The organism is Clostridium punense, from assembly GCF_017874425.1.
In the GTDB taxonomy this organism is placed as follows: Bacteria; Bacillota; Clostridia; order Clostridiales; family Clostridiaceae; genus Clostridium_J; species Clostridium_J punense.
In genome coordinates this window covers 60,531-73,982 of the sequence record NZ_JAGGLL010000006.1, presented here as the reverse complement: position 1 = coordinate 73,982, position 13,452 = coordinate 60,531, and the positions used below count along the sequence as shown (strand labels likewise).

Below are 13,452 nucleotides of genomic sequence, written 5' to 3'. Positions count from 1 at the left end.
AAATAGTTTGTTATTGAAAGGGGTCTTTTAAAATGAAAAAAGGATGCAAATATGGAACTCACAGAGTTATAGAACCAAAATCAGTATTACCACAACCAGCAGTAAAAATTGATAATAACATGGATATCTATGATAATGAAATATTAATCGATGTTCAAGCTTTAAACATCGATTCAGCAAGCTTTACTCAAATTGAGGAAGAAGCTAATCATGATATCGAAAAAATAAAAGCAAAAATTCTTGAGATTGTAGCTGAAAGAGGAAAAATGCAAAATCCAGTTACAGGATCAGGCGGAATGTTAATTGGAACAATAGAGAAAATCGGAGAAGCTTTAGAAGGAAAAACTGACTTAGTAGTTGGAGATAAAATTGCTACGTTAGTATCACTTTCTTTAACTCCACTTAGAATAGATGAAATAATCGATATTAAACCAGACATCGATAGAGTAGAAATCAAAGGAAAAGCAGTACTTTTCGAAAGCGGAATCTATGCAAAACTTCCAACAGATATGGAAGAAACATTAGCATTAGCTGCATTAGACGTTGCAGGAGCACCAGCTCAAGTTGCTAAGCTTGTAACTCCAGGTCAAGCAGTTTTAATATTAGGAGGAGCAGGAAAATCAGGAATGCTTTGCTGCTATGAAGCTGTTAAGAGAGTTGGACCAACTGGAAGAGTTATAGCTCTAGTAAGAAATGAAGAAGAAGCTTCAAGATTAAGAAGATTAGATTTTGGACCAAGACTAATAATCGTTATCGGAGATGCTACTAAGCCGGTAGATGTAATGAATGCAGCTATGGAAAACAACAATGGAAAAGAAGTTGATGTATCTATCAACTGCGTAAACGTAGCAAACACTGAAATGTCAACAATACTACCAGTTAAAGATGATGGTATAGTTTACTTCTTCTCAATGGCTACAAGCTTTACAAAATCAGCATTAGGAGCTGAAGGTGTAGGTAAAGACGTTACTATGATCATAGGAAACGGATATACTAAAGGACATGCTGAAATAACTTTAGAAGAGTTAAGAGAAAACGAAAACTTAAGAAAAATGTTTGAAGAATTATACGTATAATATAAATCGCATTTTTCATTAAGAGGTATATGGTTATAGACTTTTAGTTTTAAGGTTTGGCATATGAAATCTAAAAAGTTAAGGAAACTGGGGGAGGACTACTTAAAAGCTTAGTGTTTGCCTTGGTTTCTTATAAAAAGTATTAAAAGTAATTAAATAGATTATATTAAATATGCGGGGGGAAAAATAAATGATTAATCGTAGACATGAATTATTTCCAAATGTAACTGATGAACAATGGAACGATTGGAAATGGCAAACAAGAAACAGAATTGAAACTTTAGAGGAATTAAAAAAGTATATTCCACTAACTGAAGAGGAAGAAGAAGGAGCAAAAAAATGCCTTCAAACATTAAGAATGGCAATAACTCCATACTACTTATCTTTAATCGATCCAACTAATCCAGAGGATCCAGTTAGAAAGCAAGCAATTCCAACAGGACTTGAGACTCACAGAGCTGCTGCTGACTTAGAAGATCCACTACATGAGGATACTGATTCACCTGTACCAGGATTAACTCACAGATATCCAGACAGAGTATTATTATTAATCACTGACCAATGTTCAATGTACTGCAGACACTGTACAAGAAGAAGATTTGCTGGTCAAAAAGATGATGCTATGCCAATGGAAAGAATTGATAAGGCTATAGAATATATCAGAAACAACCCTGTGGTAAGAGACGTTCTTTTATCAGGTGGAGATGCATTACTTGTTAATGATGAAACTTTAGAGTATATCATCAGCAAATTAAGAGAAATACCACACGTTGAAATCATAAGACTAGGATCAAGAGTTCCAGTAGTTATGCCACAAAGAATTACTGATAACCTTGTAAATATGCTTAAAAAATATCATCCAATCTGGTTAAATACTCACTTTAACCATCCAAATGAAATTACTGAAGAAGCAAAAGCAGCTTGTGAGAGAATGGCTAATGCAGGTATCCCATTAGGAAACCAATCAGTACTTTTAAGAGGAGTAAATGACTGTGTTCATGTAATGAAAGACTTAGTACATGGATTAGTTAAAATGAGAGTTAGACCATACTATATTTACCAATGTGACTTATCACTAGGACTAGAGCACTTCAGAACTCCAGTTTCTAAGGGTATAGAAATCATTGAAGGTTTAAGAGGACATACTTCAGGATACTGCGTACCAACTTTCGTTGTTGACGCTCCAGGCGGTGGTGGAAAAACTCCAGTAATGCCTAACTACATTATTTCTCAAAGCCATGACAAAGTAATATTAAGAAACTTTGAGGGAGTTATAACAACTTATGCTCAACCAACAGACTACACTCCAGGATGTACTTGTGATGTTTGCACAGGCAAGAAAGAAGTTCATAAAGTTGGTGTAGCAGGACTTCTAAACGGAGAGAAGTTAGCCCTAGAGCCAATGGGATTAGAGAGAAATGAAAGACATTCACACTAATTCTTAGAAAATCCAAGATTTTCAGAAATCGAGGGATTATATGAATGAAATTTTAAAACTAATAAAATCTTATGATAGTGTATCTATTATAGGTATGAATAAAAATGTAGGAAAAACCACTACTTTAAATCACATATTGAAGGAAGCTAGGGGCAAAATGCCCCTAGGACTTACTTCTATAGGACGTGATGGAGAAGAAGTAGATAGGGTTACTGCTACTGAAAAACCCAAGATTTACATTGAAGAAGGCACTGTTTTAGCAACTGCAAAACAATGCCTATTTAATAGTGATATTACTAGAGAAATCATTAAATCCACTGGTATACATACACCTATGGGTGAAGTTATCATCTGTAGGGCCTTAAGTGATGGGTATGTAGACTTAGGTGGACCTTCGCTAAATTCTTATCTAGCCCAAATTCGTGAAGAACTTTTATCTCTAGGTTCTGAACTAGTAATAATTGATGGAGCCTTAAGTAGAAAAACTTTTGCATCTCCCGCCATAACGAAAGCAACAATTTTATCTACTGGAGCTGCTCTGTCAAGAAGTATGAGAAAAGTTATAGATGAAACAAAACATACAATTGAGCTGTTAAGCCTACCCCATGAGGATGATAGTTCTATTGTTAATGTAGGAAGACATATTATAGGCCAAGGAAGAGTTGGTGTTATTTACAAGGATTGCACCCATAGAACACTGGAAGTTTTAACCGCCCTAGAAGCCTCTAAGGAGATTGTAGAAGCTCTAGATGAAACTGTAACCTATGTTGTTATTAAAGGTGTAATTTCTGATAAGCTTATAGAGGATATAATGAAATCTACAAATCTTTATAAGCAAATTACTTTCCTTGTGGAGGATGGAACTAAGGTGTTTTTAACTAGCGATACTCTTTATAAGTTCCAGAAACAAGGAGGAATTATTAAGGTTGTTAATCCTATTAATGTAGTTTGTGTCACAGCAAATCCAAAGTCACCCTATGGCTATGAATTTGATAAGGACAAATTTTTAGAGGGATTAAGACAGTGCCTAGCTGTACCAGTGTTTGACGTGGTTGGAGGGCGATAGTATGAAATTTTTAGATAATGAACAAAGAGAGCAAATTGGACTTTCTTTTGTAATGGATGAACTTGAGATAACTACTTTTTATGGTATAGAAGAGAAAAAACTTATAAAACCATATAAAGTCAATGAAGTTCAAAGCTTACAACAGGAGCTGGAGGATATAGGAATCCTTATAAAAGCTATGAAGGATTACCCCGAAGAGTTTGCTGAAATTGGAAGGATATTTTGCAAGGTAAAAGATATAAAGGCCTCAATTAATAGATGTAAAGAAAAAGAAACTTTGGATGAAGTAGAGCTTTATGAAATAAAGTATTTTTCTATTTTGAGTGAAGAGTTAATGGAACTTACAACTAGAGCAAATTTAAGTATTTCTAGAGTTAAGTTCAATTCTTTAGACAAGCCTTTAAGAGTTTTAAATCCTCAAAAAGAAAGAATGTCTACCTTTTATATCTATGAGGAGTATAGTGAAAACCTTAGAGATATAAGAGAACTTAAAAGGCAAAAAGAAAAACAAATTTTTGCATCTAATAATGAGGATGAAATTGCTAAGCTAAAACAGCAGCGATTAGATTTAGTGATTTTAGAAGAAGAAGAGGAACTAAGAATACGAAAAGAGTTGACTCTAAGGCTTTCGGACTATGCAATAAGTATGGAAGAAAACATAAAGTCAATAGGTATTCTTGATTTACTTACAGCAAAAGCAAAGCTAGCCATAAAGTATGATTGTATAAAACCTAGCATTATACAGCACATGGATATTAGCTTAAAGGGAGCTTTCAATCCAGAAATTAAGAACATCTTAACTAAAAAAAGAAAAGAATTTACTCCTGTAACCCTTGATTTAAAAGGTGGTACCACAGTAATAACTGGTGCAAACATGGGAGGAAAAACGGTTGCGTTAAAAACTATTGTTTTAAATCTTATCTTAGGGCAAATGGGTTTTTACGTGTTTGCTAAAGAAGCTAGCTTTCCAGTGCTAGACTTTATTCATTTCGTTTCTGATGATATGCAGTCAATTTCAAAGGGGTTAAGTACCTTTGGAGCAGAAATAATTAAGATGAAGGAAGTAGTGGAATGTGTTAAAAGAGGTAATGGCTTTGTGGCTTTGGATGAATTTGCAAGGGGAACTAATCCTAAAGAAGGATATTACTTAGTGAAGTCTCTAGCTACATACCTTACAAAGTACCAAACTGTTAGTATAATTTCTACTCACTATGATGGAGTAGTGGAAGATAATATGGATCATTATCAAGTTACAGGGCTTAAAAATGTGGACTTTGAAAGCTTGAAATATAAAATAGATTTAAATAAAACTCATTCTGTGGAAATTATTCAAGAACATATGGAATATAAGCTGGAAAGAGTTTCGAAAGAAAATAAGGTTCCGAAAGATGCACTTAATATAGCCATGCTTTTAGGACTTGAAAAAGAAATAGTAAATATAGCAAAAACTTATTATGATGAGGAGGATAACCATGGAAAGTAAATTAAATTTAAATTGGGAAGTGGTTGAAAAGGCTAGAGAATCTGCTAGAAATATAGCTAAAGATACTCAAAGCTTTATAGATAGACATACAACTGTTGCTGTTGAAAGAACAGTATGTAGATTATTAGGAATAGATGGTGTTGATGAATTTGGAGTACCACTACCAAACGTTGTAGTGGAAAACATTAAAAATGGAAACGGATTAGCATTAGGAGCTTCTAAGTTCATAGGTAATGCTATGATAGAAACAGGACTTACTCCACAAGAAATAGCTGAGAAGGTAGCAAAAGGTGAAATAGACTTAACAAAACTACCAATGCATGATGAATTTGAGATTAAAATGGCTGTTGATAAAGTGGCAAAGGCAACTGTTGAAAGAGTTAGAGCTAACAGAAGCAAAAGAGAAGAATATCTTGGAAGATTTGGCGATAAAACAGGTCCATATCTTTATGTTATAGTTGCTACAGGAAATATCTATGAGGATATAATTCAAGCTAAAGCTGCTGCTAAGCAAGGAGCAGATGTAATTGCTGTTATTAGAACAACAGGACAAAGTTTACTTGACTATGTTCCATATGGTGCAACTACAGAAGGTTTCGGAGGAACATTTGCAACTCAAGAAAACTTCAGACTTATGAGAGCAGCTCTTGATGAAGTAGGTGAAGAATTAGGAAGATACATAAGACTATGTAACTATTGCTCAGGATTATGTATGCCTGAAATTGCAGCTATGGGAGCTTTAGAGAGATTGGACGTAATGCTTAATGACGCATTATATGGAATACTATTTAGAGATATAAACATGCAAAGAACTATAGTTGACCAATACTTCTCAAGAATAATCAATGGCTTTGCTGGAGTTATAATAAACACTGGAGAAGACAACTACTTAACAACTGCAGATGCAGTAGAAGAAGCTCATACAGTACTTGCTTCTCAATTTATAAATGAGCAATTTGCTTTAGTTGCTGGACTTCCAGAAGAACAAATGGGACTTGGGCATGCGTTTGAAATAGATCCAAAAGTTGAAAATGGATTCTTATTTGAGCTTGCACAAGCACAAATGGCTAGAGAAATATTCCCTAAGGCACCGCTTAAATACATGCCTCCAACTAAGTTTATGACTGGGGATATATTCAAAGGTCAAGTTCAAGATGCATTATTTAACATGGTTACAATAATGACTTCTCAAAAATTACACTTACTTGGAATGATGACAGAAGCTATACACACTCCATTTATGAGTGATAGAGCTGTTTCAATAGATAATGCCCAATATATCTTCAACACAATGAAGGATCTTGGTTCAGAAATCACTTTCAAAGAAGGTGGAATCATGCAAACAAGAGTTAATGAGGTAGTAAACAAAGCTGCTGACTTAATTGGAGAAATTGAGAAAGAAGGTTTATTCAGAACTCTTGAGCAAGGTAAGTTTGCAGGTATAAAAAGACCACTTACTGGAGGAAAAGGTCTTAATGGCGTTGTAGAAATCGAAAATGGATACTTCAACCCATTCATAGAATTAATGTTAGGAGGTAACAAATAATGAGCGGCGGATTATATTCTACTGAAGTAAGAGACTTTGATACAAACTTAGATTTAACTAAGCTTAAGCCTTACGGAGATACTATGAATGATGGTAAAGTTCAAGTAAGCTTTACTCTACCAGTTAAAGATGATGAAAGAGGAATAGAAGCTGCAGCGCAACTTGCTAAAGCTATGGGATTAAAAGATCCTAACGTTGCTCATCACCAAGCACTAGATGTGGATTTCACTTTCTATGTGGTGTTCGGATCATTACAGCACACTGTAAACTATGAAGAAATTCATGTTCAAACAGTAGAAGTAGACACAATGGATATGGCGCAAGTGTCTGAATATATAAAAGAACACATTGGAAGAAAAGTTACAATCATCGGAGCTTCAACAGGAACAGACGCTCACACAGTTGGAATAGATGCTATCATGAACATGAAAGGTTTCGCAGGACATTATGGTCTTGAGAGATATGAAATGATAGAAGCTTACAACCTTGGAAGCCAGGTTGAAAACGAAGAGTTCATTAAAAAAGCTATAGAGCTTAATGCTGATGTACTTTTAGTTTCTCAAACAGTTACTCAAAAGGATGTACACATCCAAAACTTAACTAATCTTGTAGAGCTTTTAGAAGCTGAGGGCATTAGAGATAAGGTTATATTAATCTGCGGAGGTCCAAGAATAACTCATGAGCTTGCTAAAGAACTTGGATATGATGCTGGATTTGGACCAGGAAAATATGCTGATGACGTAGCTACTTTTGCAGCTACTGAAATGGTAGCAAGAGGCTTAAACAAGTAGAATTTAAACTTTTAAAAAGAAGCAACCCTTTTAAAAAAATATATATTAGAAAAGCATAGAATTTTTTCTGTGTTTTTCTTTTTTTTGAAACTTTCAATAGATGGACTTTAACACCTATGTTTTAAAAAGTTTTAACAACATTCTGGAGGCTTCAAGTCTTCCATCCTCTAGAAGTGGCAGTTGCATAGCCTAGGCAAGTTGCCTTAGTGTAACAAAGGTATCTTTGTTCGGTCTAAATCGGCTTCTGAAGTTGTTAACAAATGAACTTGTTCATTATTTAATTTGAGTTTAGGATAGTAAAAGATGAAATTTTCAAATGCCTAAACCAATATTTGGATGACATTATATTGTAAGTTAGTGTAATAATATGTAGTTTTCTGTACATAATAACAGTAGAGGCAAATATAACACAACCTCAAATACATTAGATTAAGGTGATGAGATAATGATATTAGCTAGTTCTATTGTAAAGCAATATGTGGAAGACTTGAGAAAAAAGTTTAAACACAAAAAGGAAGAGTTTTTAGGATTAAATATCATTGACAATTCATTGGAGTATTATATGATAGTAAACTGGTTTAATAAGGAGTAAAACCTAACTTGCAATAATAGTTTTATTATCTATTATTAGGTGGATTGAATTATAATTAAAAAAAAGAGCCTGTAGCAGCAAAACACTGCTACAGGCTCTTAGGCATCTTCAAAAAATAAATAAGTCAATCTGCTCGTCTATTTTGTGCTATACTGCGTCAACAGAACCCTTTGATAGCCCCACTATCTGCGGAACCTGTTTCCTTGTCTATCACAAAATATCCTTCACATCTTTGACTTTTTATTTATTTTCAGATGCCTTTTAAACCATGGTTTCCCACTGAGAGTATAGCTCATCTAAAGATTCTTGAGTCTCTGCAATTGTTTTATTTATTGCCATACTTTTTTCAGGATTAGAATACACTTCTTCTAAGCAAAGGTCAGCTTGAAGTTTTTCTAAGGCTTCTTCTAGCTTGGCAATGCCATCTTCTATAGATTTAACTTTATTCTTTTGTTCTTTTTCAGCTTTTTCTAGTTCTTTCTTTTTCTTTTTATCTAGCTTAATTTGAGTTTTGGTTAAACCTTCGTATTCTTCTTCCTCTTTAAATCTTAGAGGGTTTTTCTTTTTCTCCACATAGTAGGAATAATTTCCGAGGTATTCTTTAATACCGTCTTCTTTAAGTTCAAAGATTTTATTAATAACTTTATTTAAAAAATATCTATCGTGGGAGATTACAATTATTGTTCCGTCATACTCCATGATAGCTTCTTCTAAGGCTTCACGAGACATAATGTCTAAGTGATTAGTAGGTTCGTCTAGTAATAAAAAGTTTGATTTAGATAGCATTAGTTTTAATAAGTTAATTCTGCACTTTTCCCCACCACTAAGTGTGGATATGTGCTTAAATACATCTTCCCCTGTGAATAAAAATGCAGCTAGAGCGTTTCTGATTTCTGTGGTAGTCATATTAGGGAAGTCATCCCATACTTCGTCTAGGATGGTCTTATCTTCATTAAGATTAGATTGCTCTTGATCATAATAACCTAAGAAAACATTCTTACCAAGAACTTTAACACCTGTATCGCTTGGTATTCTATCCATGATGATTTTAAATAGGGTAGTTTTACCGCGACCATTTTCACCTATAAGAGCAAGTTTTTCTTCTCTTTTAATATCCATATTTAAGCCTTGAAATAATAGTTTTTCTCCAAAGGATTTAGAAAGATTCTCAATGTATAGCACGTCGTTTCCACTCTTGATTTGAGTTTCAAATTTAATTTTTGAAGCCTTTTGATCTTTATGGGGAGCTTCAATTCTCTCTACTTTATCTAGGGCCTTTTGGCGACTTTCTGCTGCTCTTACACTTTTCTCTCTATTAAAAGACTTATAACGAGTAATAATTTCTTCCTGTCTTTTTATTTCTGCTTGTTGAAGGTTATAGGCTTTAAGCATAACTTCGTAGTTTTGCTTTTTAAGCTCTATAAAGGCTGTGTAGTTGCCGTTATAGCTTTCTATGATTCCATGGGTAAGCTCTAAGGTCTTGTTAGTTATAGCATCAAGGAAAAATCTATCGTGGGAGATTATAATCATAGTACCTTTGTAAGCTCTTAAATATTCCTCTAACCATTCAATTGCATCTAAGTCTAGATGGTTTGTAGGCTCATCTAGTAATAAAATATCAGGATTAGTTAAAAGTAGTTTACATAGTGCTACCCTAGTTTTTTGCCCACCGCTTAGAATACTAATTGATTTATGAAAGTCCTCATCGGTAAAACCAAGTCCTTTTAAAACTCTGCTTATTTCGCCTTTGTAGGTATAACCACCATTGTTTGTGTAAACTTCAGAGAGGGTAGTATACTCTCTAATTACTTTATTATGATAAGCTTCCTTTGAAGAATCATAGGGTTCGTTCATTTTAATTTCTAATACTTTAAGTTTTTCCTCAATTGAAAGTAAATTGCTAAATACTGAAAGAAGCTCATCATAAATAGAATTCTCTGATTCTAAGGCTAAGTTTTGTGAAAGATAACCTAATTTCTTGGATTTATCTATAAACAATTCCCCGTTATCATAATCCATTTGAGAAGTTAATATTTTAAATAAAGTGGATTTTCCAGCTCCGTTTGAGCCTATAAGTCCTATTTTTTCTCCTTCATTTATGTTAAAAGTAATGTCTTTTAATATCACATCTATACCAAAGCTTTTGTGAAGGTTTTTACAACTTAAAACTATCATGTTTTTCACCGTCCTCGCTTATATATTTTACTACGAAAGAGAGATTTTTTGTAGCAAAACTTAATTGAGCTAGTATATGATTACGAACAATAAAGGATTTTTATAAAAAATATAGCGCATGTTATTAATTAGTGATATAATATATAATTGAGAATTAATACATATTTATACATAATTTTAGATAATATTTAAATAATATTAAAATAATTGATGTATAATGTTAATTTATGAGATATATACTGAGAAATTATATTAATTTAGGTTATAGACATTTTAAATAATAGGCAATACTAAGGATAATGAGCTTAAATTTATGTTAATTTTATATAAAAAGAAATTTACTAATATACTTAATAAATTTAATTAATGAATTACATTAGAATAAAAGAATCACGTAGTACAAAATTAAGTTAGGGGTGGAAAAATGGAAAGAAAAAAGAATATTTCTATGGCTGTTATAAAGAGATTACCAAAGTATTACAGATACTTAAATGAATTAGCGAAAAATGATGTTGATAGAATCTCATCAAAGGAATTAAGTGAGAAAATTGGATTTACGGCATCTCAAATAAGGCAGGATTTGAACTGTTTTGGGGATTTTGGGCAGCAAGGATATGGTTATAACGTGAAGGAACTATTATATCAAATTGCTGGGATTCTAGGCTTGAATAAGGAATATAGTACCATAATTGTAGGGGCTGGTAACATAGGCCAGGCCATTGCTAACTACACTAAATTCGAAAGAATGTCTTTCAACCTAAAAGGAATTTTTGATATTAACGTAAAATTAATAGGGCTTAAAATAAGAGATATAGAAATTCAAGATATAGACAACTTAGAGGAATTTATAAGAGAAAACAAAGTAGATATAGTTATACTATGTGTACCTAAAAATAGAGCTCAAGGTGTTACCGATTTAGTTACAAAAAATGGTGTGAAAGGAATCTGGAACTTTGCACCCGTAGACTTAAAAGTGCCAAATGACGTAATAGTAGAAAATGTACACCTAAGTGAAAGTCTTATGACTTTAAGTTATTTGTTGAATGAACAGGAATTAGATTAAAATAATGACAAAAATACACACAGAAAATAACATTAAATGGTAGTAAAAGTCATTAAATTACTATGACTTTTAATATAAGTAAACAATTTTTTAATTTCACAAAAAAAACACTAAATCATATTGAAATGTTATTAAATACCTTATATAATAATAATTGAGGCTTAAAGGCTTCAATTATTTTTTACTTTAATTTGTTATGAAATTAACAATATATGAAGGAAAAAATTCATGGGGAGATGGAAAGAATGAATTATAGTAATATCATCTTTGAAAAAGAAGGTAATTTGGCAATAGTTAAGATTAATAGACCAAAGGCATTAAATGCTTTAAACTCTGACACTTTAAAAGAGTTAGATAATGTTATTGATGCTATTGCACAAGACGATGAAGTATATGTAGTTGTTTTAACAGGCGAAGGCAAAGCTTTTGTTGCTGGAGCAGATATATCAGAGATGAAAGACTTAAATCCAATGGACGGAAGAAACTTTGGAATGCTAGGAAACAAAGTTTTCAGAAAGTTAGAGAACTTAGGTAAACCAGTTATCGCTGCAGTTAATGGTTTTGCACTAGGCGGAGGATGTGAACTTTCAATGGCTTGTGATATAAGAATAGCTTCAAATAAAGCAAAATTTGGTCAGCCAGAGGCTGGACTAGGAATAACCCCTGGGTTTGGCGGAACTCAGAGATTAGCTAGACTAGTTGGCGAAGGTATGGCTAAACAATTAATATACACAGGTGATATTATAACTTCAGAAGAAGCTTTAAGAATTGGTCTAGTAAATAAAGTGGTTGAACCAGAAGTTTTATTAGATGAAGCTAAAGGTATGGCAAATAAGATAGCGAAGAATGCTCCTATAGCTGTGAAGTTATGTAAGGCAGCTATAAATAAAGGAATGCAAATGGATATAGATAGTGCCTTGATGTATGAAGCAGAAGTATTTGGACTTTGCTTTAGCACGGAGGACCAAAAAGAAGGTATGACTGCTTTCGTTGAGAAGAGAGAGAAAGAATTTAAGAATAGATAACATAGAGTGTAGAGATAGTTCTATAAATGTATAAATTATAGGAGGTATAGGGAAATGAACTTTTCACTAACTAAGGAACAAGATTTTGTAAGAAAAATGGTAAGGGAATTTGCTGAAACAGACGTGAAGCCAATTGCTGCTGAAATAGATGTTACTGAAAGATTTCCAATGGAAAATGTAGAGAAAATGGCTAAATACCACATGATGGGTATTCCATTTCCAGTTGAATTAGGTGGAGCAGGTGGAGATAACCTTTCTTATGCAATAGCTGTAGAAGAACTTTCAAGAGTATGCGGATCAACAGGAGTTATATTATCTGCTCATACTTCATTAGGAGCTTCTCCAATATACGCTTTTGGAACTCCAGCTCAAAAAGAAAAATACTTAGTACCACTTGCAAAGGGTGAAAAATTAGGTGCTTTCGGATTAACTGAGCCTAATGCTGGAACAGATGCTGCAGGACAACAAACTACAGCAGTTTTAGATGGAGATAACTATATACTAAACGGTTCAAAAATATTCATCACTAACGGTGGTGTTGCTGATATATTCATAGTATTTGCTATGACAGACAAATCAAAAGGAACTAAAGGAATATCTGCTTTCATCGTTGAAAAGAGCTTCCCAGGTTTCTCAATAGGAAAAGTTGAAGAGAAATTAGGAATAAGAGCATCTTCAACAACTGAGTTAGTATTCGAAAACTGTATAGTTCCAAAAGAAAACTTACTTGGAAAAGAAGGACAAGGGTTTAGAGTTGCAATGAATACTCTAGATGGCGGAAGAATTGGTATAGCTGCTCAAGCACTAGGAATAGCTCAAGGAGCTTTAGATGAAGCTGTAGCTTACATGAAAGAAAGAAAACAATTCGGAAAACCACTTGCTGCATTCCAAGGATTACAATGGATGATAGCTGATATGGATGTTAAAGTTCAAGCTGCTAGACTATTAGTTTACAAAGCTGCTTATAACAAAGATAATGGTTTATCATACTCTTTAGAAGCTGCAAGAGCTAAATTATATGCTTCAGAAGTAGCTATGGAAGTTACAACTAAAGCTGTTCAAATTTTTGGTGGATACGGATATACAAAAGAGTACCCAGTTGAAAGAATGATGAGAGACGCTAAGATAACTGAAATCTACGAAGGAACTTCAGAAGTTCAAAGAATGGTTATTTCAGCTAACGTCTTAAAGTAGGAG

Annotated in this window: 11 protein-coding genes; 10 read left to right on the top strand and 1 reads right to left on the bottom strand. The window is 33.3% G+C overall.

Translation table 11 applies throughout. The features are described 5' to 3' along the window. Positions 1-32: 32 nt before the first annotated feature. From kdd to J2Z44_RS05215, 7 genes are all read left to right on the top strand, one after another. Complete coding sequence (kdd, locus tag J2Z44_RS05245) at positions 33-1,076, top strand: L-erythro-3,5-diaminohexanoate dehydrogenase (protein ID WP_021281214.1); 1,044 nt, start codon at positions 33-35, stop codon at positions 1,074-1,076. A gap of 190 nt (positions 1,077-1,266) precedes the next feature. After that, on the top strand, positions 1,267-2,514 hold the full coding sequence (kamA, locus tag J2Z44_RS05240; RefSeq protein WP_021281215.1) for a lysine 2,3-aminomutase: 1,248 nt from the start codon (positions 1,267-1,269) through the stop codon (positions 2,512-2,514). A 40-nt stretch (positions 2,515-2,554) separates the two neighbouring features. After that, positions 2,555-3,580: a lysine 5,6-aminomutase reactivase subunit KamB gene (kamB, locus tag J2Z44_RS05235; RefSeq protein WP_021281216.1), complete on the top strand. Its 1,026-nt coding sequence runs from the start codon at positions 2,555-2,557 to the stop codon at positions 3,578-3,580. 1 nt (position 3,581) lies between these two features. Beyond that, a complete protein-coding gene (gene kamC, locus J2Z44_RS05230; protein ID WP_021281217.1) occupies positions 3,582-5,063 on the top strand; it encodes a lysine 5,6-aminomutase reactivase ATPase KamC in 1,482 nt (493 codons plus the stop codon). Further along, positions 5,053-6,609 (top strand): lysine 5,6-aminomutase subunit alpha, encoded by a 1,557-nt coding sequence (gene kamD, locus J2Z44_RS05225; protein WP_021281218.1) that lies wholly within the window; start codon positions 5,053-5,055, stop codon positions 6,607-6,609. The genes kamC and kamD overlap by 11 nt, the downstream gene beginning before the upstream one ends. Next, positions 6,609-7,400 (top strand): lysine 5,6-aminomutase subunit beta, encoded by a 792-nt coding sequence (kamE, locus tag J2Z44_RS05220; RefSeq protein ID WP_021281219.1) that lies wholly within the window; start codon positions 6,609-6,611, stop codon positions 7,398-7,400. Before kamD ends, kamE begins: the two co-directional genes overlap by 1 nt. Positions 7,401-7,845: 445 nt before the next feature. Beyond that, entirely contained in the window at positions 7,846-7,992 is a 147-nt protein-coding gene (locus J2Z44_RS05215; RefSeq protein ID WP_021281220.1) for a hypothetical protein, read from the top strand. Between the two features lie 261 nt (positions 7,993-8,253). Here J2Z44_RS05215 and abc-f read toward each other — a convergent pair whose 3' ends face one another. Next, the gene (gene abc-f / locus J2Z44_RS05210; protein WP_021281221.1) at positions 8,254-10,167 is read right to left on the bottom strand and encodes a ribosomal protection-like ABC-F family protein; all 1,914 of its coding nucleotides are present in this window, start codon (positions 10,165-10,167) and stop codon (positions 8,254-8,256) included. A 424-nt stretch (positions 10,168-10,591) separates the two neighbouring features. On the opposite strand from abc-f, the gene J2Z44_RS05205 reads away from it, so the two are divergent. The 3 genes from J2Z44_RS05205 to J2Z44_RS05195 all read left to right on the top strand — a co-directional run bounded on the left by J2Z44_RS05205 (position 10,592) and on the right by J2Z44_RS05195 (position 13,449). Further along, a complete protein-coding gene (locus J2Z44_RS05205; protein WP_021281222.1) occupies positions 10,592-11,230 on the top strand; it encodes a redox-sensing transcriptional repressor Rex in 639 nt (212 codons plus the stop codon). Positions 11,231-11,475: 245 nt separating this feature from the next. Next, positions 11,476-12,255, top strand: a complete 780-nt coding sequence (locus J2Z44_RS05200) for a short-chain-enoyl-CoA hydratase (RefSeq protein ID WP_021281223.1) — start codon at positions 11,476-11,478, stop codon at positions 12,253-12,255. 54 nt (positions 12,256-12,309) lie between these two features. After that, complete coding sequence (locus J2Z44_RS05195) at positions 12,310-13,449, top strand: acyl-CoA dehydrogenase (RefSeq protein WP_021281224.1); 1,140 nt, start codon at positions 12,310-12,312, stop codon at positions 13,447-13,449. Positions 13,450-13,452 lie beyond the last annotated feature (3 nt).